The sequence below is a fragment of the Stenotrophomonas sp. CCNWLW162 genome (genome assembly GCF_037203745.1).
Lineage (GTDB): Bacteria > Pseudomonadota > Gammaproteobacteria > Xanthomonadales > Xanthomonadaceae > Stenotrophomonas > Stenotrophomonas maltophilia_AQ.
The window spans coordinates 126550-145672 of record NZ_JBBCBL010000001.1 but is presented as its reverse complement, the minus strand read 5'-3'; the positions used below and the strand labels follow the sequence as shown (position 1 = coordinate 145672).

16 protein-coding genes are annotated in these 19123 nt (G+C 66.6%); 8 read left to right on the top strand and 8 right to left on the bottom strand.

Going from position 1 to position 19123, the window contains the following annotated elements; all coding sequences use genetic code 11:
* Nucleotides 1-96: 96 nt before the first annotated feature.
* A complete protein-coding gene (locus tag V9K93_RS00735; RefSeq protein WP_046985857.1) occupies nucleotides 97-1023 on the bottom strand; it encodes a c-type cytochrome in 927 nt (308 codons plus the stop codon).
* Nucleotides 1020-2366, bottom strand: a complete 1347-nt coding sequence (locus V9K93_RS00730) for a c-type cytochrome (protein ID WP_046985858.1) — start codon at nucleotides 2364-2366, stop codon at nucleotides 1020-1022. Before V9K93_RS00730 ends, V9K93_RS00735 begins: the two co-directional genes overlap by 4 nt.
* 185 nt (nucleotides 2367-2551) lie before the next feature.
* Here V9K93_RS00730 and V9K93_RS00725 point away from each other — a divergent pair, with 185 nt between their 5' ends.
* A complete protein-coding gene (locus V9K93_RS00725; RefSeq protein WP_136638836.1) occupies nucleotides 2552-3703 on the top strand; it encodes an alpha/beta fold hydrolase in 1152 nt (383 codons plus the stop codon).
* A gap of 80 nt (nucleotides 3704-3783) precedes the next feature.
* On the opposite strand, the gene V9K93_RS00720 is transcribed toward V9K93_RS00725, so the two are convergent.
* Nucleotides 3784-4923, bottom strand: a complete 1140-nt coding sequence (locus V9K93_RS00720) for an MFS transporter (protein ID WP_337302151.1) — start codon at nucleotides 4921-4923, stop codon at nucleotides 3784-3786.
* Between the two features lie 184 nt (nucleotides 4924-5107).
* Between V9K93_RS00720 and V9K93_RS00715 the strand changes: the two genes are divergently transcribed.
* On the top strand, nucleotides 5108-5803 hold the full coding sequence (locus V9K93_RS00715) for an alpha/beta hydrolase (protein WP_046985861.1): 696 nt from the start codon (nucleotides 5108-5110) through the stop codon (nucleotides 5801-5803).
* Nucleotides 5804-5952: 149 nt separating this feature from the next.
* On the top strand, nucleotides 5953-8151 hold the full coding sequence (locus V9K93_RS00710; RefSeq protein WP_337301947.1) for a TonB-dependent siderophore receptor: 2199 nt from the start codon (nucleotides 5953-5955) through the stop codon (nucleotides 8149-8151).
* 135 nt (nucleotides 8152-8286) lie between these two features.
* Here V9K93_RS00710 and V9K93_RS00705 read toward each other — a convergent pair whose 3' ends face one another.
* Complete coding sequence (locus V9K93_RS00705) at nucleotides 8287-8988, bottom strand: pirin family protein (RefSeq protein ID WP_046985863.1); 702 nt, start codon at nucleotides 8986-8988, stop codon at nucleotides 8287-8289.
* A 140-nt stretch (nucleotides 8989-9128) separates the two neighbouring features.
* Between V9K93_RS00705 and V9K93_RS00700 the strand changes: the two genes are divergently transcribed.
* Nucleotides 9129-10049: a LysR family transcriptional regulator gene (locus V9K93_RS00700; protein WP_046985864.1), complete on the top strand. Its 921-nt coding sequence runs from the start codon at nucleotides 9129-9131 to the stop codon at nucleotides 10047-10049.
* A gap of 612 nt (nucleotides 10050-10661) precedes the next feature.
* Here the strand turns inward: V9K93_RS00700 and V9K93_RS00695 are convergent.
* The 3 genes from V9K93_RS00695 to V9K93_RS00685 form a co-directional block, all read right to left on the bottom strand.
* Complete coding sequence (locus V9K93_RS00695; RefSeq protein WP_337302150.1) at nucleotides 10662-12227, bottom strand: protein adenylyltransferase SelO; 1566 nt, start codon at nucleotides 12225-12227, stop codon at nucleotides 10662-10664.
* A 32-nt stretch (nucleotides 12228-12259) separates the two neighbouring features.
* Complete coding sequence (locus tag V9K93_RS00690) at nucleotides 12260-12949, bottom strand: glutathione S-transferase family protein (protein WP_012510777.1); 690 nt, start codon at nucleotides 12947-12949, stop codon at nucleotides 12260-12262.
* A 186-nt stretch (nucleotides 12950-13135) separates the two neighbouring features.
* Nucleotides 13136-13345 carry a cold-shock protein gene (locus tag V9K93_RS00685; protein ID WP_004153307.1) on the bottom strand — a complete coding sequence of 70 codons (210 nt, stop codon included), beginning with the start codon at nucleotides 13343-13345 and terminating at the stop codon, nucleotides 13136-13138.
* Nucleotides 13346-13646: 301 nt separating this feature from the next.
* Between V9K93_RS00685 and V9K93_RS00680 the strand changes: the two genes are divergently transcribed.
* Nucleotides 13647-14135, top strand: coding sequence for a YaiI/YqxD family protein (locus V9K93_RS00680; RefSeq protein ID WP_004153306.1), 489 nt, complete (start codon nucleotides 13647-13649; stop codon nucleotides 14133-14135).
* A 6-nt stretch (nucleotides 14136-14141) separates the two neighbouring features.
* Here the strand turns inward: V9K93_RS00680 and V9K93_RS00675 are convergent, their stop codons facing one another.
* Nucleotides 14142-15020 carry a pseudouridine synthase gene (locus V9K93_RS00675; RefSeq protein ID WP_337301946.1) on the bottom strand — a complete coding sequence of 293 codons (879 nt, stop codon included), beginning with the start codon at nucleotides 15018-15020 and terminating at the stop codon, nucleotides 14142-14144.
* A gap of 123 nt (nucleotides 15021-15143) precedes the next feature.
* Here V9K93_RS00675 and V9K93_RS00670 point away from each other — a divergent pair, with 123 nt between their 5' ends.
* The 3 genes from V9K93_RS00670 (at nucleotide 15144) to V9K93_RS00660 (ending at nucleotide 19034) form a co-directional block, all read left to right on the top strand.
* A complete protein-coding gene (locus V9K93_RS00670; RefSeq protein ID WP_032969767.1) occupies nucleotides 15144-15692 on the top strand; it encodes a YaeQ family protein in 549 nt (182 codons plus the stop codon).
* Nucleotides 15689-16873, top strand: coding sequence for a BaiN/RdsA family NAD(P)/FAD-dependent oxidoreductase (locus V9K93_RS00665; RefSeq protein ID WP_337301945.1), 1185 nt, complete (start codon nucleotides 15689-15691; stop codon nucleotides 16871-16873). The genes V9K93_RS00670 and V9K93_RS00665 overlap by 4 nt, the downstream gene beginning before the upstream one ends.
* Nucleotides 16874-16964: 91 nt before the next feature.
* Nucleotides 16965-19034, top strand: coding sequence for an EAL domain-containing response regulator (locus V9K93_RS00660; protein ID WP_012510772.1), 2070 nt, complete (start codon nucleotides 16965-16967; stop codon nucleotides 19032-19034).
* Nucleotides 19035-19123 lie beyond the last annotated feature (89 nt).

The window sequence follows — 19123 nt, the reverse complement described above, 5'->3', positions numbered from 1 at the left end:
GGAAGCCCCGGAGTGTCGGCAGCGCCAATGACATCGGCATGACGCGAAGATGCAGGAACCGTGTTGTGTGACGGCCGGTACCCGAGGCCGCCTGCCTCAGTAGCGCGCGTCCTTTGGTTTCGGGTCACGCGGCCAGTCCTTGGCCTTGTTGGCGAAGTCCGGACGCGGCTGGTTGATGAAGTAGCTGGCGACGTCCACCGCATCCTGGTCGGGCATCACCTGCTGCCCCAGCGGGGGCTCGCGGGTCACTGCCGGCGGCATGTTGTGCTTGACGAAGCCGGCGGCCTTGTACAGCCGCGCCATGCCCGCGCCGATGTTGAAACTGCGGTCACCCCACAGCGGCGGGAAGGCGATATCACCGCTGGCATCGCGCCGGCCTTCGCCGTTGTCACCGTGGCAGGCGGCGCATTGCGCGGCGTACAGCGCCTGGCCGCGGATCGGATCAGGTGTCAGTGAGCTGTCGATCGGCCCTTCGCTGGGTGCCGCCACGCGCGCGCCTTCGGGAACGGGACGGCTCAACCAGGTCATGTATTCCAGCATGGCACGCATTTCCGGCGCGTCCTTGGCCAGCGGTTTGCCGTTCATCGAGCGCTGCAGGCAGCCATTGATGCGCTCGGTCAGCCCGATCACCTTGCCTGGCCGTGGCATGTAGCGCGGGTAGGCACCACCACCCGTATTGAAGTAGTGGTTGCCGAACGGCCGCTTGCCCTCGGCCATGTGGCACGAATTGCAGTTCAGATCGTTGCCGACGTTGTCCGGCAGCAGCCGCGCGGTCTCGTTGAGGAGGCGGCGGCCGAGCATCACCGACCCGGCATTGCCCAGCCCGGCAATTTCCTCGGCGCTGGGGGCGTGGTACTGGCCGACCACCGTGCCCTGCGCGTCGAGGATGTCGATCGTGCTGGCCACGGCGGCATCCAGGTCCGGGTACAGATGGCGGTAGACGAGGGTGCCGGCACCGGCCAGCAGCACAACGGCGATCGCACTGCCGGGCAGCAGGCGGGAACGTTTGCGCGAACGCTTCATCGTGCAGCCTCCTGCGGAACGTAATGCACCGGCTTGTCACGCACCACCCGGCGCATCCTCGCCACGTCGACCTCGCTGACCGCGCTGGCCTGGTTGCCCCAGCTGCTGCGGATGAAGGTCAGGATCTGTGCCAGTTGTGCATTCGGCAGCTGCTCGAAACCGGGCATGGTGAACGCCATGCGGTCGTGCGGGGTATGCGGCGTGCGGCCACCGATCAGGGTCACCTGCACCAGCGAACTGGGATCATCGGCGAACACGATCGAGTTGCCAGCCAGTGCTGGGTAGACCCGTGGCATGCCGCGGCCGTCGGCGCGATGGCAGGCCTGGCAGTGCTCTGCATAGGCCAGCGAGCCGGCCACGCGATAGTCGCCACTGCGCAGTGCGGCGGTGGTGGTGTCGGTACCCGGTGACCACTGTGCGCTGCGGCCCTCGCGTGCCGGCAGTTGTTTCAGGTAGCGTGCCATGGCCAGCAGGTCGGCGTCGGACAGGTACTGCGTGCTGTGCTCGACCACATCGGCCATGCCACCGAAGGCCGCCGAACGATCGGTGCGGCCGGTGCGCAGGAAGTCGACGATCTCGCCCTCGCTCCAGCTGGCCAGGCCGGTCGATTCATTGCGCAGGTTCTTCGCGTACCAGCCTTCCAGTACCGAACCGGACAGGAACTGGCGGCTGCCATCGTCGGCCATCGCCTTTTCCTGGAAGGCCAGCCCGCGTGGCGTGTGGCAGGCGCCGCAGTGAGCCAGGCCTTCCACCAGTTCTGCACCACGCTGCTCGCCGGCATCCAGCGCTGGATCCGGGCTGAAGCTGCGCGGGCGTGCGAACAGCAGCTGCCACCAGGCCAGTGGCCAGCGCATGTTGGCTGGCCACGGAATCGTGCTGTCGGCGTTGTCCTGCTTCACCGGCTGCACCGAGCCCATGAAGTAGGCGTACAGCGCCTTGATCTCGGCATCGCTGGCGATCACGTATGAGGCGTACGGCATTGCCGGATACAACGGCTGCCCATCGTGACGGATGCCGCGACGGACCGCGCGCTCGAAGTCGGCGTAGTCGTAGGCGCCAATGCCGGTGTCCGGATCGGGCGTGATGTTGGTCGAATAGATCGTGCCCATCGGCGTCTGCATGCCCAGTCCACCGGCGAACGGCTTGCCGCCCGGCGCGGTATGGCAGGCAGCGCAGTCGGCCGCGCGCGACAGGTATTGCCCCTGCGCGATCAGCGCCAGGTCGTGGACGTTGACCTTCGCCTCCTGTCGCGGTGCGAACCAGTAGGGCGTGGTGCGGGCGATGCCGTAGGCGGCGGCCACGGTGGCGGCCAGGGCAATGGCGAGCTTGAACGAGGTGCGCATGGCGGCACTGTGGGCAATCGCGCACGCGCGTTCATTGATCCGGATCAATGACTGAACAGATACAGCTTGTACACCAAGCTGAATCGTTCCCGCGTTGTCATCAAGCCGTCATCCACGCGCGATAGATGGCCGGTCGGGTGGGGCGTTAACGTCGCCACTTGTCTGATTCACCCCTACGACGTGATATGAAGCGCCTGCTGCTGTTGTTGCTGGCGTGCGCTGGCCTGTGGCTGGCTGCATGCTCCTCCTCCATCAATGCATCCTCCACCTCGCTCGCTGATCGGCTGATCGCGCCGGGTGGCGTGTCGACCCTGCTCGATCGCCCGCGCATTGCCGCCGCCATTGCCGAGTTGCCCAATCGCCATGGTTTCGCAGCGGGGCGCGATGGCGTGCCGATCTTCTGGCGCGTGTTCGATCCGGGTAACTACGGTGCCCGCTACCACTACCTGCCGCAGCGCCACGAGAACGGCCTGCCGCTGGATACCGGCTTGAGCCTGGCCGTGCCGCAGCCCTTCCACGCGCAGGCACCGCGCGGCACCGTGGTGCTGCTGCACGGTTGGATGATGAACGGTGATTCGATGTTGCCGTGGTCGCTTCAGTTGGCCGAGTCCGGCTACCGCGTGGTCACCCTCGACCTGCGCAACCACGGCCAGTCCGGTGCCGGTCCGTCCGGCTATGGCACCTATGAATCCGATGACGTGGTCGATGTGATCGGTGAGTTGCGTGCACGCGGCGAAGTGACCGGCCCGTTGTACCTGTTCGGTGTGTCATACGGTGCGGCCACCGCAGTGTTCACCGCCGACAAGCTGGGCGATCAGGTTGCCGGGGTGGTAGCGATGGAGTCATTCGCCAATGCCGGGGTGGCCATCCGTACGATGATCCCGCATCTGATGGGGTTGCAGCCGGAAGGGTTGAAGGCGCAGGCGGTAGCCTCCTACGCGCGCTGGCGTTACGGTGGCCAGGACATCGACCAGGTGGTCGCCGCGGCAAGCCGCCGCATCGACGTCGATCTCGACCGTGTGGACGTGGCGCGCGCGTTGGCCGATACCCACGCCTGCGTACTGCTTCTGCACGGGCAGGGCGACCAGCACATCCCGGTCAGCCAGGGCCGCGAACTGGCGCAGGCCAATCCGCGCGCGCACTACATCGAGATGCGCGGCGAAGATCACATCACCCTGCCGCTGAGGCTGGATCTGCTGGCCGGTGTGGTCGACGACTGGATGGCACGCGACGAGCACCATCCGGAAAGCACCTGCCCGGCACCGCAGCTGCCCGCCCAGGCCGAATGGCTGGTGCACGAAACCGATACGCCGGTGAAGGCTCCGGCGCGCAGCTGAAAAAAGGGGGCGGAGTGGATTAGGTCGTTTCCCGCACACCTGGGCTAGAAACGACTTAATCCCCTCCGTCCCCCCTTCTGTCAGGGCAGGCGTCGTGCCAGTGAGCGCGCCGACGCGGCTACGCCCAGCAGCAGCGCGGCCACGCAGAGGAAGGCGAAGCCGAGGCTGGTGGCGTGTGCCAGTGCACCGATCGCTGCCGGGCCGGCGAGGATGCCGGCGTACCCCAGTGTGGTAACCGCAGTGATGGCGATGCTCTCCGGCATCACCCGCTGCTGGCCCGCCATGGAAAACAGCGCTGGCACGATGTTGGCGCAGCCCAGCCCGACCAGCACGTAGCCGGCCAGCGCCACCGGGAATGACGGCACCAGCGTGGCCAGGGTGAAACCCGCAGCAGCGGTGATGCCGCCGAAGACCATCGTGCGGGTCCGGCCCAGGCGCTCGACGATACCGTCGCCGAACAGGCGCATCGCGGTCATCGCCAGGGTGAACAGCGCGAAGCCGGCACCAGCCTGGTCGCGTGGCACCTGCCGTACTTCGGCCAGGAACACCGCACTCCAGTCCAGCATCGAACCTTCGCCGAGGAACACCACGAAGGCCAGCACGCCGATGAACAGCACCACGCCGTGCGGCAGTGCCAGCAGCGGCCCTTCGTGCAGGATCCGTTGTGGGCGCCAGTGCGGGGCCGACAGCGCCGCCACCAGCAGCAGCGCCGCTACCGAGACCAGCGCGGCCAGCCACAACGGCGTACCCAGGATCAGCAGGCCGGTCATGCAGCCAGCACCGACAAAACCACCGATGCTGTAGAAGGCGTGGAAGCCGGACATCATTGCGCGCCCGGCGTCGCGCTCGACCGCCACCGCCTGCATGTTCACCGTGCAGTCCATCGCGCCCACGCCGGCACCGAATACGAACAGAGCAGCGCCCAGCGCGAAAGGCGAGGGCGCAAGCGCCAGCAGTGGCAATGCCAACAGCACCATCGCGCAGGTCACCACCAGCAGCCGGCGGCAGCCGAGGCGGCCGGTCAAGGCACCGGCCAACGGCATCGCCAGCAACGAGCCCAGGCCGAGGCACAGCAGTACCGCGCCGAGGCTGGCATCGGACAACCCGGCCTTGGCTTTGGCATAGGGCACCATCGGCGCCCAGGCAGCGGTGGCGAATCCGGGAATGAAGAAGGCGGCACGGGTGGCGTGCTGCTGGGCACGTGGGGATGAGGGCGTCATGCGCGGTGCGAAGCTCCAAGGAGTATCCATGAAAACGTTTTCAGGCCGGATGGGCAAGTGCCATGCGTGAGATCAAGCGACGCATACGATTGCAGTGACCCGAATGCGTCACCAGTGATTAACGCCCCGCGCGGACAGTGGCGACACGGTCGGCATTCCGCCGGCCGCTGCCGGAGATCCGTACATGAGCACGACACCGACCATCCTCCTCGTCCATGGTTTCTGGGGCGGGGCCGCACACTGGGCCAAAGTGATCCTGGAGCTGCATCGCAACGGCCATGACCGCGTGCAGGCGGTGGAACTGCCGCTCACCTCGCTGGCCGATGATGCCGGCCGCACCCAGAAAATGATCCGGCAGATCGACGGGCCGGTGCTGCTGGTCGGCCACTCCTATGGTGGTGCGGTGATCAGCCAGGCCGGCAACGAGGCCAACGTGAAGGGCCTGGTCTACATCGCGGCGTTCGCCCCGGATGCCGGCGAGAGTCCAGGTGGCATCACCCAGCAGCATCTGCCGGATGCGGCACCGAATCTGGCGCCGGACAGCGATGGCTACCTGTGGCTGCGTGCCGACAAGTTCCATGAAAGCTTCTGCCAGGACCTGAGTGACGACGAAGGCCGGGTGATGGCGGTGACCCAGAAGGCGCCGCTGGCCAGCACTTTCGGCGATGCGGTCAGCGACCCGGCGTGGAAGCACAAGCCGAGCTGGTACCAGCTGTCCCGCCATGACCGGATGATCGCGCCGGAGAACCAGAAGGTCATGGCTGGTCGGATGCAGCCCAAGCGCTTGCTGGAACTGGATGCCAGCCATGCCTCGCTGGCCTCGAAGCCGGCCGAGGTGACCGCGTTGATTCTTGAGGCCTGTGCCGCCGTAGGCGGCTGATCCGGCGCCATCGCGACGCGCGCGACGGCATACCGCACGACAGCCGGGGCGCAGGGGAGTAAACTCCTGCGCCTGCGGCCATCCGGCCCCATTCCCATCCCGCCTCCAGCCGCCGCCAGAGGATCCCACCCGATCGTGGAGGTCCCGTCGTGTCGTCTGTGCCTGTCCGTTTCCCGTTCCCGTTTCCACGTCGCCTGCCGCTGTCGCATGCGCTGGCCCAGGGCCTGCTGCTGCTTGCACTGAGCGGCGGCACCGCGGCCGCCCAGTCCTCCCAGGACGAGGACAAGGCCAAGCCGGCGCCCGCCTCGCAGACCCTGCAGACCGTACAGGTCACCGCCAACCAGCTCGGCACCATCACCGAAGGCAGCGGCGCCTACACGCCGGGCACCATCGCCACCGCCACCCGGCTGGTGCTGACCCCGCGGCAGACCCCGCAGACCATCAGCGTGATCACCCGCACGCAGATGGACGACTTCGGCCTGGACGGCATCGATGACGTGATGCGGGTGACCCCGGGCATCAGCATCGTGACCTACGACAGCGAGCGCACCGAGTACTACGCACGCGGATTCGCCGTTCAGAACTTCCAGTACGACGGCATCCCGATGTCGCGCGACTCGGCCTACTCGGCCGGTAACACGCTCAGCGACACCGCCATCTACGACCGCATTGAAGTGCTCAAGGGCGCCACCGGCCTGCTGACCGGCATGGGCGATCCAGGCGCGACCATCAACCTGGTGCGCAAGAAGCCGGGCAAGGACTTCGCAGGTAGTGCGACGCTGGGTGTGGGCCGCTGGGACGACTACCGCGCCGAGATCGATGTGGGTGGTCCGCTGACCGCCGATGGTCGTGTGCGTGGCCGTGCCGTTGGTGCCTGGCAGGACAAGCATTCCAATCTCGATTTCTACCAGCGCACCAGCAAGGTGGGCTACGCAGTGCTTGAGGCCGACGTAGGCGAGCGCACCCTGCTGACTGTCGGCGGGGACGTACTGGAGAGCGATCCGAAGGGCTCGACCTGGGGCGGCATCCCGCTGCTGGACAGCCAGGGCAACTTCAACGACATGCCGCGTTCGTTCAACAATGGCACCCATTGGAGCGGCTGGCGCCAGTACGTGCGCACCGGCTTCGCCACGTTGGAGCACACGTTCAACAATGACTGGGTTGCCAAGCTGCAGCTCAACCATCAGGTCAATGGCTATGACGCGGCCCTGGCCGGCGCGGCCGGTGGCAATCCCGATCCGGTTACCGGCGAAGGCGTGTCGCTGTGGCTGGGCAAGTATGTCGGCAAGACCGTCAGCAACGCCGCCGACTTCTACGTCAGCGGGCGCTTCGGCCTGCTTGGGCGCGAGCATGAACTGGTGGTCGGCGGCAGCGCGTCGCGCAAGCGCTGGACCAACACCGGTTACTCACCGCAGCCCGGCTACCCGACAGCGGTGCCGGACTATCGCGCGTGGCAGGGGGACATTCCCGAGCCGCAATGGCAGCGGGGCTACGACAACAATGAAGTGACCCGCGAGAACGGCGTCTATGTGGTCGGCCGCTTCGATGTTGCCGATCCGTTGAAGGTGATCGTCGGCAGCCGCCTGGCCAGCTACCGCTCGCCGCAGACGCGCGAGACCGGCGTGTTCGTACCGTATGCCGGCGTGGTCTACGACCTCGGCGAACACTATTCGGTGTATGCCAGCTACAGCACCATTTTCAAGCCGCAGGGCGAGCGCGACGAACAGGGCAAGGCGCTGGATCCGCTGGAAGGACGCAGCTACGAGATGGGCCTGAAGGCGGAATTCTTCGATGGCCGCTTCAACGCCAGTGCGGCGCTGTTCCAGCTCGACCAGGACAACTTCGCCCAGCCTTCCGGTGGCAAGACGCCGACCGGCGACATCGCCTACCGCGCGCTGATGGGCGTGCGCACCAAGGGCTATGAGCTGGAGCTGTCCGGCCAGCTGGCCGAGGGCTGGCAGGTGCAGGGTGGTTTCGCCCACAAGATCGCACGCCAGGCCGGGACCAAGGTGTCGACGCTGGAGCCGGAGAATCAGTTCAGCCTGCACACCAGCTACCGCCTGCGCGGCGACTGGAAGGGGCTGACGCTGGGTGGTGGTGCGCGCTGGCAGGATTCCACTTTCGGTGAGATCACCAACCCGGCCACGCAGGCCAAGGTGGTGCATCGCACCCAACCGTATTGGTTGCTGGATGCGATGGCGCGTTATGAATTCAGTGATCGCCTGTCGGCTACGCTCAACGTCAACAACCTGCTGGACAAGCGGTACTACACGATCTTCAGCTGGTACAGCACCTATACCTGGGGTGAGCCGCGCAACGTACGCCTGGCGATGACGTACAAGTTCTGACGCCGGTGGTGCTGTAGCGCCGAGCCCGCTCTCGGCTGGCCGTGCATGGCCTGATCCAGGCAAACAGCAGCCGAGCGTGGGCCCGGCGCTACAGAAATGCGCCCGCGATGCACTGGAGCATCGCGGGCGTTGTCGTTACAGCGGCAGGTCGAACACCAGCACTTCTGCGTCGTTGCCGTTTTCCAGGGTCAGCTGTGCTTCGTCGCTGACCTGCAGCGCATCGCCGGCTTCCAGGGTGATGCCGTTGACCTGCAGCTGGCCCCGCGCCACCTGCACATAGGCGCCACGACCGTTGCCAAGCGCGTGGTGCAGCTTCTGGCCGCCATCGAGGATGGTGGCGAAGATGCGGGCATCCTGGTGGATACGCAGCGAGCCGTCGGCACCGTCAGGCGAGGCAATCAGGCGCAGCTGGCCGCGCTTGGTCTCCGGCGCGAAGTGGGTCTCCTCGTACGACGGGGTGATGTTCTCCGCGTCCGGGAAGATCCAGATCTGCAGGAAGTGCACCGGCTCATCGGCCGAATGGTTGAACTCGCTGTGGCTGACACCGCTGCCGGCACTCATGCGCTGCACGTCGCCGTAGCGCAGCACCGAACCGGTGCCCATCGAGTCCTTGTGCTCCAGCGCGCCGCCCAGTACATAGGAAACGATCTCCATGTTGCTGTGGCTGTGGGTGCCGAAGCCCTGGCCGCCGATCACCTTGTCTTCGTTGATCACCCGCAGCGGGCCGAAGCTGACGTAACGGGGGTCGTAGTAATTGGCGAAGGAGAAGGTATGGCGCGAGGACAGCCACCCATGCTCGGCCAAGCCACGGGTAGCGCTCTTGCGGATCTGCAGCATGATGGAATCTCCTTGTTCGATGGTTTCGATGGGGCGGGATGGGCCTCTGGCCGCTGTGTTTTCCCGTTGGAGAGAAGTATCCGCTTGCGCCCCGGCTTTGAAAAACGGATAGTTTTGACAGCCATCATCGAAAAATTCGAATGCTCAAGCTCAGCCTCGATGCTCTGCAGATCCTGGATGCCATCGACCGCCGCGGCTCTTTCGCCGGCGCCGGCAAGGCCCTGCACAAAGTACCCTCGACCATCTCCTATACCGTGGCCAAGCTGGAGGAGGATCTGGGCGTGCAGCTGTTCGACCGGGTCGGACCGCGCGCCGAACCGACCGAGGCCGGCCGCGCGCTGCTGGAAGAGGGCAGGCACCTGCTGCGCGCCGCGCGTGAGCTGGAGCTGCGGGTGCGGCGGGTGGCCTCGGGCTGGGAGACCGAGCTGACCCTGGCGGTCGACTCGGTGTTTCCGACCTGGCTGTTGGGGCCGGATATCGCCGCATTCCGTGAGGCCGAGGCGCCGACCCGGCTGCGGCTGATTGGCGAGGCCCTGTCCGGCACCTGGGAAGCCCTGCTGGACCGCCGTGCCGACCTGCTGGTCGGTGCGCCGGGCGAGGGCCCCAGTGGCGGTGGTTACGTGGTCGAGCCGCTGGGCACGGTGGAGTTCGTGTTCGCGGTCGCGCCCGATCATCCCTTGGCGGCGGTGCCGGGCGTGCTCGGTCGCGAGCAGCTGGTCGAGCATTGCGCGATCGCCGTCTCCGATTCGGCGCGGCGGCTGTTGCCACGCACGGTCGGCCTGTTGATGGGGCAGGAAATGCTGACGGTGCCGGACATGGCCAGCAAGCTGAAGCTGCAATGCGAGGGTGTGGGCTTCGGATTCCTGCCCGAGCCGTGCGCGCGCGCGGCAGTAGCGCGCGGCCAGCTGGTGATCCGCGAAGTGGAGGAGCACAAGCCGGAAGAGACGTTCTGGCTGGCCTGGCGTACCGGTGAAGATGGTGCAGCACTGCGCTGGTGGCGCGAGCGCCTGCGCAGGCCGGAGCTGATGTCGCAGTGGTGGCAGTCAATGGCACGGGGTTAGGGGTACGGCAGGGCTGCGCCCTGCACCCGCTACGAGCTGGAGCAACAGCAACAGCAACAGCAACAGCAGAAGCTGGTTCCCGTGGGGAGGCGGGGTGGGTCCGGTTGCGGGGGACGCCGTAAACCCCGCTCCGCGGTCCGGCCCAGCCGCTGGCGGCTGTGCGTTCGGGCGCTTGCGAAGCAGTGCTTCGCAAGCAAAGCACCCTCACCCTTGGGGGCTTGGCCGCGGCATCCATGCCGCGGACACTCCCGCCACCGGACCCACCCCGCCTTCGACAGATTTCTGCGATCTGTTGATCCATGCGATGCGTGGATGAATCTCAATTGAAATCGAATGTTTCGAAAATTGAACGAAGAGCATCCACGCATGGCCTGGATCTACCGTGTCGACCAAGTTCGACACCTACCCACAGCAGCGGGAAATCTGTCGGAGGTGGGGCGATGTCGGATTGCGGGGTGTCAGCCGCATGGATGCGGCTGCCAAGCCTACACGGACGTACTTGCGGCGTCCCCGCAATCCGACACCGCCCCGCCAAACCACGGAATCCGCTTTTGCTCTGGCTGTTGACCTGGCCTCTGCGGGTGCAGGGCGCAGCCCTGCCGAAACCCACCCTCAGGAACTGCAGGACAGCATCGAGCAGCCGGCGCGATTGTCGGCCCACGCCGGGCGCTTGCCGGCGAAGTGTTCCAGGCCGGCACGCTCGGTGTACGGATCGCGCAGTACGTCCTGCAACGCATGAACGCCGCCGAGGTCGCCCTGCTCTGCGCGGTCGATGGCCTCCTGGGCCAGCCAGTTGCGCAGCACGTACAGCGGATTGGCCGCGGTCATCTTCGCCGTGCGCTCGCTGGCCGACAGCGGATCGGCCTGCAACCGCGCCGTGTAGTCCTGCAGCCACTGCTGCAACGGTGCCTGCACCGCCTGCTGGCGCGCCTCGTCGTAGTACACAGCGTCCAGCAGCGCCGCATCCGGTGCCGTCGGATCGATACGCATCAGCGCACGCCAAGCCAGTGTCATGTCCATGGCACCGTCCTGCATCAGCTGCTGCCAGCGCAGGAAGAGCTGCAGGTCGTCATCATCGGCCGCGGCCAGTCCGAGCTTGGCGGCAGCATCGCGACGCGTGCAGGCCACGAAGGTGGACTGATACGCCGCCAAGCCCGCTTGTAGCGGTGCGACATCGCCGAACAGCGGAGACAGCGCCTGCGCCAATCGGCTCAGGTTCCAGTACGCCACCTGCGGCTGGGTGCCGAAACGGTAGCGGCGGCCCTGCGCGTCGGTGGTGTTCGGCGTCCAGTCCGGGTCGAAGTCCTCGACCCATCCGTAGGGGCCGTAATCGAGTGTGAGGCCGAGCACGGACAGGTTGTCAGTGTTCATCACGCCATGCACGAAGCCGACGCGCATCCAGTGCGCGATCATCTCGGCGGTGCGCACCGCGATCTGCGCGAACCAGTCGCCGTACAGTGCCTCACCCTGCCCTTGGAGTTCAGGGAAATCGCGGGCGATGCAGGCATCGACCAGCTGCTGCAGCAACGCGGTTTCCCCGCGCGACGCCGGAAGCTCGAAGGAACCAAAGCGCAGGAACGACGGCGACACCCGGCATACGATGGCACCCGGCTCGGCACGTGGATGGCCGTCATAGAACATGTCGCGCACCACGTCGTCGCCGGTACCAACCAGCGACAGCGCGCGCGTGGTCGGCACACCCAGATGATGCATCGCCTCGCTGCACAGGAATTCGCGGATGGATGAGCGCAGCACTGCGCGCCCATCGGCACCGCGTGAGTACGGCGTCGGGCCGGCCCCCTTCAGCTGCAGCTCCCAGTGGCGGCCATCCGGCGCGACCAGTTCACCCAGCGAGATCGCACGCCCATCGCCGAGCTGACCGGCCCAGTGACCAAACTGATGGCCACCGTAGTTGGCTGCCCATGGCTGCATGCCGGCGTACAGTGCATTGCCGCCAAACACCTGCGCGAAGCCTTCGCTCTCGACCTCAGCGGTATCGAAGCCAAGCATCGCGGCGACGTCCGGCGCCCAGGCCAGCAGCGTGGGCGCCGTCACCGGGGTCGGCATCACTGGCGACCAGGCGGCGCCCAGCACTTCGCGGCGGCGTGGGCCGGATTCGGGGTCGCCTGGCAGGGTATGCAGCAGGCGGTTGTCGAAACGGGGGCTGTCGGTATCCATGGTGCTGAAGATGGGGGCGACGGCCACCCTCCTCAATTGCCGCTGAGTGCCTGCAGGTGACCGCCGTGGGCCTCGGCACGCTGATAGGCCGGGCGTTCACCGATGCGCTTGAGGAAGCCACGCAGTGCCGGCTTGTCGTCGAGGCCACCACCGCGCGCAGCCGCAGCCTGGATCGGGAAGCTCATCTGGATGTCGGCGGCACTGAAGCGCTCGCCGGCGAACCACGGGCTTTCGGTCAGGCGGCGCTCCATCCAGTCCAGGTGCAGACGCCGCTGCGGGCCGATGAAGCCACGCTCGGCCTTGTCGGCGATGCTGCGTGCGATCGGGCGCGCGAAGAACGGCATCGGTGCGCTGCGGATGCGACCGATCACCAGGGTCAGCAGCAGCGGCGGCATCGCCGAGCCTTCGGCGTAGTGCAGCCAGTAGCGGTAGGCGATGCGTTCGGCACCATCGGCAGGCGTCGGCGACGGCGACAGCTGGCGCTGGGTGTCGTAGCGGTCGGCAAGGTAATCGAGGATGGCACCGGATTCGGCCAGCACCAGCTCACCATCCTGCAGTACCGGCGACTTGCCCAGCGGATGCACCTGACGCAGTTCCGGCGGTGCCAGCAGCGTCTTCGGATCGCGCGGATAGCGGCGCAGCTCGTAGTCCAGCCCCAGCTCCTCCAGCATCCACAGCACGCGTAGTGAACGGGAGTTTTCCAGATGGTGGACGATGCGCATGGGGACGATCCTTGGGAAGACCTACATCGTACCGCGCACGGTGCATGCCCTTTGTAGAGTCGGGCCATGCCCGACTGCGTTTGAAAGCAGTCGGGCATGGCCCGACTCTACAAAAAGCAGCGGGCAATAAAAAACGCCGGAAGCTTTCGCTTCCGGCGTTCTGGCTACCAAACGGTAGCAGACGGATTAGACCGCCTGCACCTGGTCAGCCTGCATACCCTTCTGACCCTGGACGGCGATGAAGGTAACCTTCTGGCCTTCCTGCAGGGTCTTGAAGCCGGTGCCCTGGATGGCACGGAAGTGCACAAACAGGTCCGGGCCGCTTTCCGGGGTGATGAAGCCGAAGCCCTTGGCGTCGTTGAACCACTTGACGGTGCCGGTCTGACGATCAGACATTTGACTAACTCCTGAAACACATGTTGAAAAAATCGCAGCCACCGGGTATCGGGGCCGAGACTGAGTTGCAGGCGTTGGTAAAGCGGATCGATGAGCGGATCGTGAGATCAACTGCACCAGGCCACGATTCACGGTGACCCTAGCAAACACAGTGGGACGAACGATACGCGTGTTTTCTGCAAAAAGCGATAGCCCGGACGTTCATCGGCAAACGCCGCCCGCTAGGCGTGGCAAGGGTTGGCGCCTTTCTGCGGCTAACCCCGAGTCCCCATTCAGGTTTTTCCTACCCTACACTGGGTAAATGACTGAAGCTGAAACCCAAGCTGAACACGCCCGCCCCCGTATCTGGGTGGATGCAGATGCCTGCCCCACCGTCATTCGCGACATCCTGTTCCGGGCGGCTGAACGGGTCGGGATCGAACTGACCCTGGTCGCCAACCAGTGGATCCGTACCCCGCCCTCACGCTGGCTGCGCTCGATCCAGGTGCCGCAGGGCCTGGACGTGGCCGACAGCGCCATTGTCGAGCGGGTGGCGGCCGGCGACCTGGTGGTCACCCAGGACATCCCGCTGGCCGCACTGGTGCTGGAAAAGAAGGCGGTGGCCCTGAACCCGCGCGGCCAGCTGTACACCCCGAACAACATGGCCGAACGGCTGTCGATGCGCAATTTCATGGAGGAACTTCGCGGCGCCGGGGTACAGACCGGGGGGCCTCCGCCATTGGGTCCACGCGACCGGCAGCTGTTTGCGGCCGAGCTGGACCGCTGGCTGGCACGCCATCCGGCCCGCTGAACGCGTCTAGCCTTCCTGATCAGGCAGGCGCAGGCAGCGCTGGCTGCTGAACACCCGACGCTCGCCGCTCAACGGGTCGTCGAAGGCCAGCCCCTGCGCCAGCAGCTGCAGCGGTACCTCGGCCGTGCCTGCCGGCCGCTGCCGCAGCTGCGGATACAGGTCATCGCCCTCGATCGGCGCGCCCAGCATCGCCATGTGCACGCGCAGCTGGTGCTTGCGGCCGGTTTCCGGCAGCAGCCGATAACGCCAGATCGGTCCCTCACCCTCGATCAGCTCGATCCGGCTGCGCGCATTGGGCTCCCCGGGCACTTCGGCCATGCGGAAGAACGGTTCGGCCGGGGCCAAGCGGCTGTGCCGATGCAGCGGAAACGTCGCCGCGGGCAGCGCCGGTGCCAGCGCCTCGTAGGTCTTGTCGATGCGGCGTTCGCGGAACAGCCGCTGGTAGGCGTCGCGCGATGCAGCCTGCGTGGAGAACAGCACCAGGCCTGCAGTCAGCCGGTCCAGCCGATGCAGCGGCACCAGATCGGTATTGCCGGTGCGCGCGACCAGGCGTGCCAGCAACGTCTCGCGCACATAACCTCCGGCTGGCGTGACCGGCAGAAAGTGCGGCTTGTCGGCCACCAGCAGATGCGCATCGAGATGGACGATGGTCTCGGCGAAGGGGATCACCGGCTCGTCCACCACCTCCCGGAAATACTGGATCTCCAGCCCCACCTGCCAGGGCATGTCCGCTGCCAGCGCCCTGCCCTGCGCGTCCTGCACCCGGCCGCGCGTGAAGCGATCCTGCCATTGCTCACGATCGATGCGCGGAAAACGCGCGCACAGGCCGTCGAGCAGGGTGGCCCAGTGGCCGGGCGGAAGCTGCAGGCGGCTGGGCAGGATCATCAGGTCCACTCAGGCAACGGAAAAGAGCCCAAGCGTGCCACGTTGACGCTGCACAGACAGCCCCGCCACGGACACCCCCGGAGCAAACCTCTATCATGGTCCTCTTTAGTCCACGGTACCCCAATGGCTCTCACCGCCACCATCCGCAAGGCCGAACTGCAGATCAGCGACATGGATCGCGGCTATTACGCGACCCACAACCTGACCCTGGCCCAGCACCCGTCCGAGACCGACGACCGCTTGATGGTGCGCCTGCTCGCCTTCGCGCTGAACGCTGGCGACCGCCTGGAGTTCGGCCGCGGCCTGAGCACCGATGACGAACCGGACCTGTGGGAACACGACTACACCGGCGACATCCTGCAGTGGATCGACCTGGGCCATCCCGACGAATCGCGCATCCGCAAGGCCAGCAACCGCAGCCGCCAGGTGCAGGTGATCAACTATGGCGGCAACGCTTCGGAGATCTGGTGGGGCAAGCAGGGCAAGGGCCTGGCGCGCTTCGACAACCTGTCCGTGGTTGATCTGGACGGCGACTTCGTCGAGCGCTGGGGCCAGCAGATCAAGCGTGCGATGCGCTGGAGCGTGCTGATCCAGGACGGCGAGGTGCAGCTGCTGGACGATCAGATCCAGCTCGACGTGATCCCGAACTGGCGCAAGCGCGCCAAGGCATGAGCGCGATCCGTTGCGATGTGGTGGTGATCGGTGCCGGTGCAGCCGGGCTGATGACCGCGATCACGGCCGGCCAGCGCGGCCGCCAGGTGCAGGTGATCGACCATGCCAACAAGATCGGCAAGAAGATCCTGATGTCCGGTGGTGGCCGCTGCAATTTCACCAACACCGGCACCACCCCGGCCAACTTCCTGTCGGCCAACCCGCACTTCTGCAAGTCGGCGCTGGCGCGCTACACACCTTGGCATTTCATCGAGCTGGTCAACAAGCACGGCATCGCGTATCACGAAAAAGAGCTGGGCCAGCTGTTCTGCGACATTTCGTCCAAGCAGATCGTGAAGATGCTGGTGGACGAATGCCAGGCGGCGGGCGTGCAGATCCGTACCCAGTGCAGCGTCGAGCGCATCGAGCATGGCACCGATGGTTTCCGCGTACACACCACGCAGGGCCTGTTCCATTGCGCCTCGCTGGTGGTGGCCACCGGTGGCCTGTCGATTCCCAGCCTTGGCGCCACCGGTTTCGGCTATGAGATCGCCCGCCAGTTCGGCCACCAGGTGCTGCCGACCCGCGCCGGACTGGTGCCGCTCACTCTCAGCGGCAAGCACCAGGAACGGTTGGCCGATCTCAGCGGCGTGGCGCTGCCGATCGAGGCGCGCTGCAATGGAAAGAGCTTCCAGAACTTCATGCTGCTGACCCACCGCGGCGTAAGTGGCCCGGCGATCCTGCAGATCTCTTCGTTCTGGCAACCCGGTGACGCGCTGGAGCTGGACCTGTTGCCTGGCCAGGATGCCGGTGACTGGCTGCGCCAGATGAAGCAGGAGCGGCCCGCCGCCGAACTGCGCACGGTGCTGGGCGAGGTGCTGCCGAAGCGGCTGGCGCAGCGCCTGTGCGAGCACTGGCTGCCCGACCGTCCGGTGCGCCAGCTGGACGAGCCGGTGCTGCGCCAGGCTGCACAGTTGCTGGGCGCGTTCCCGCTGGTGGCCAGTGGCACCGAGGGCTACCGCACCGCCGAAGTCACCCTGGGCGGCGTGGATACGGCCGAAGTCTCGTCTTCGACGCTGGAATCCAAGCGCGTGCCCGGCCTGCATTTCGTCGGTGAGGTGCTGGATGTGACCGGCTGGCTGGGCGGCTACAACTTCCAGTGGGCCTGGGCCAGCGGCCACGCGGCCGGCGGCGTGGTGTGAACCACATCGCCGTTCGATGCGCGCAAGGGGTGCGCGCATGGACGGTTCGCCGCGCATCGTGTATCTAGGTTCGCAGATTGGGGAGCAGTGCATGCAGAACGCGAACGACATCACCATCCGCCTGCTGATCGTCGACGACAGCGGCGAGAATGCCGAAGCCATCGTCAGCACCCTGCGCAACAGCGGCATCGCGGTGCGCCCATGGCGCCCGCAGGACGCGGCCGAACTGGCCCAGGTGCTGGCCAGCCAGGCCATCGACCTGGTGCTGGCGTCACCCTCGCAGGGCATTCCACTGCCGTTGGCCGCACAACATATCGCTGCCAGCGGCAAGGACATTCCGCTGGTGCTGCTGGCCGAGCGCATCGACGAGGACGAGCTGGTGCAGGCCAGCAGCCATGGTATCCGCGCCCTCGCCCTGCGCCAGCGCCCCGAGCATCTGCTTGCGGTGATCCGTGACCAGTGGGTGGACCTGCAGGCGCGTCGCGGCCTGCGCCGCATCGAGGCACAGATGCGCGAGACCGAGCGCCGCTGCGATGCGTTGATTGCCTCCTCGCGCGATCCCATCGCCTACGTGCACGAAGGCATGCATATCCGCGCCAACGATGCCTACCTGGAAATGTTCGGCTACGAGCATTTCGACGACATCGAAGGCATCTCCCTGCTGGACATGGTCGCCGCCCAGCACGTGGAGGGCTTCAAGCAGCTGCTGAAGGGCCTGAGCCGTGGCGAGGCGCCGCCGCCGCAGTACCAGCTCGATGCCCGTCACGAGGACGGCAGCGCGTTTCCGGCGACGATGGAATTCACTGCCGCCACCTATGAAGGCGAGTCCTGCCTGCAGGTGGTGCTCCGCCGCCGCATGGAGTTCGACCCGGAACTGGCGCGCGAGGTCGAGGACCTGCGCCAGCGCGACCAGGTCACCGGCCTGCTCAACCGCCCGACCTTCATGCTGCAGCTGGAAAGCGCGGTAGCCCAGGCCGGGCGCAGCGAAGGCCAGTTCGGCCTGCTGCTGATCGAGCCGGACCACTATGCGCGCCTGCTGCCGGACATCGGCCTGGCGTCGGCCGACACCCTGATCGGCGCCCTCGCCGGCCTGCTGGCCGAAGTGGTGGGCGAGGATGCGCAACTGGCCCGTTTCGGCGAGCACAATTTCGCCGTGCTGCAGGCCGGCCCGTATGCGCAGACCGTGGCGCTGGCCGAGCGCATCCGCGAGGCCTACGCCGCGCATGTGTTCAGCATCGGCGCCCGCTCGGCCACGGTGACGGTGAGCATCGGCGGCGTGCAGGTGGGCGAGAAGATCGCCAGCATCGGCCAGGTACTGGCGCGCGCCAGCGAATGCACGCATGCCGCCGCCGAGCTGGGCAACACCTGCCGCATCTTCGACCCGGCCGCCGCTGACCGCGTGGAGGAAGAACGCGTGCTGCGCTGGGTCGCGCGCATCCGTGAAGCACTGGCTGGCGACGGCTTCCAGCTGCACTACCAGCCGGTACTGAACCTGCAGGGCGAGTCACTGGAGCTGTACGAGGCGTATCTGCGCCTGGAGCATAACGGCGAACTGCTGAGCCCGACTGCGTTCCTGGGCATCGCCGAGGAGCACGGCCTGCTGGCCGACATCAACCGCTGGGTGGTCTCGCAGGCGATCGCCGTGCTTGGCCAGCGCGCCCGCGAAGGGCATGCCACCCAGATGCTGGTGAAGGTGACCCCGGAATCGTTCGACGACCCGCAGATGATCGCCACCCTTCGCCGTGAGCTGCAGGCACAGGGTGTGCCTGGCGAGCGGCTGTGGCTGCATGCGCCGGAAGCGAAGGTGTTCACCCACCTGCGCAGCGCCCAGCAGTTCCTTGCCGAAGTGGCACCGCTGGGTTGCCGGATCGGCCTGGAGCAGTTCGGCTCGGGGCTGGATTCGTTCCAGCTGCTGGCCCACTTCCAGCCCCAGTTCCTCAAGCTGGACCGTGGTTTCACCAGCGACCTGGCGGCCACCCGTGAGAACATCGACCGCATCAGCCAGATCACCGCGCGTGCGCAGGAAGCCGGCATCCGCACCATCGCCGAGTTCGTCAGCGATGCCAACTCGATGACCCTGCTGTTCAGTGCCGGCGTGGACTATGTGCAGGGCGACTTTGTCGGCCCCGCGCTGGCGGAGATGGGCTTCGAGTTTGGTTGACCGATGGTAGTGCCGGGCGCGGGGCGGCCACCCCCGGGGCCGCGGGTTTGCCGGCCCCCGCCCGCCCCACCACACCCCCAACCGCCCGC

Bases quoted from the DNA above. Each gene is read 5' to 3' on its own strand.
- V9K93_RS00665 (WP_337301945.1), top strand. From the start codon at position 15,689: ATGAGCGCGATCCGTTGCGATGTGGTGGTGATCGGTGCCGGTGCAGCC.
- V9K93_RS00695 (WP_337302150.1), bottom strand. From the start codon at position 12,227: ATGGATACCGACAGCCCCCGTTTCGACAACCGCCTGCTGCATACCCTG.
- V9K93_RS00705 (WP_046985863.1), bottom strand. From the start codon at position 8,988: ATGCTGCAGATCCGCAAGAGCGCTACCCGTGGCTTGGCCGAGCATGGG.
- V9K93_RS00685 (WP_004153307.1), bottom strand. From the start codon at position 13,345: ATGTCTGATCGTCAGACCGGCACCGTCAAGTGGTTCAACGACGCCAAG.
- V9K93_RS00690 (WP_012510777.1), bottom strand. From the start codon at position 12,949: ATGCGCATCGTCCACCATCTGGAAAACTCCCGTTCACTACGCGTGCTG.
- V9K93_RS00735 (WP_046985857.1), bottom strand. From the start codon at position 1,023: ATGAAGCGTTCGCGCAAACGTTCCCGCCTGCTGCCCGGCAGTGCGATC.
- V9K93_RS00715 (WP_046985861.1), top strand. From the start codon at position 5,108: ATGAGCACGACACCGACCATCCTCCTCGTCCATGGTTTCTGGGGCGGG.
- V9K93_RS00720 (WP_337302151.1), bottom strand. From the start codon at position 4,923: ATGACGCCCTCATCCCCACGTGCCCAGCAGCACGCCACCCGTGCCGCC.
- V9K93_RS00670 (WP_032969767.1), top strand. From the start codon at position 15,144: ATGGCTCTCACCGCCACCATCCGCAAGGCCGAACTGCAGATCAGCGAC.
- V9K93_RS00725 (WP_136638836.1), top strand. From the start codon at position 2,552: ATGAAGCGCCTGCTGCTGTTGTTGCTGGCGTGCGCTGGCCTGTGGCTG.
- V9K93_RS00700 (WP_046985864.1), top strand. From the start codon at position 9,129: ATGCTCAAGCTCAGCCTCGATGCTCTGCAGATCCTGGATGCCATCGAC.
- V9K93_RS00730 (WP_046985858.1), bottom strand. From the start codon at position 2,366: ATGCGCACCTCGTTCAAGCTCGCCATTGCCCTGGCCGCCACCGTGGCC.
- V9K93_RS00660 (WP_012510772.1), top strand. From the start codon at position 16,965: ATGCAGAACGCGAACGACATCACCATCCGCCTGCTGATCGTCGACGAC.
- V9K93_RS00675 (WP_337301946.1), bottom strand. From the start codon at position 15,020: ATGATCCTGCCCAGCCGCCTGCAGCTTCCGCCCGGCCACTGGGCCACC.
- V9K93_RS00680 (WP_004153306.1), top strand. From the start codon at position 13,647: ATGACTGAAGCTGAAACCCAAGCTGAACACGCCCGCCCCCGTATCTGG.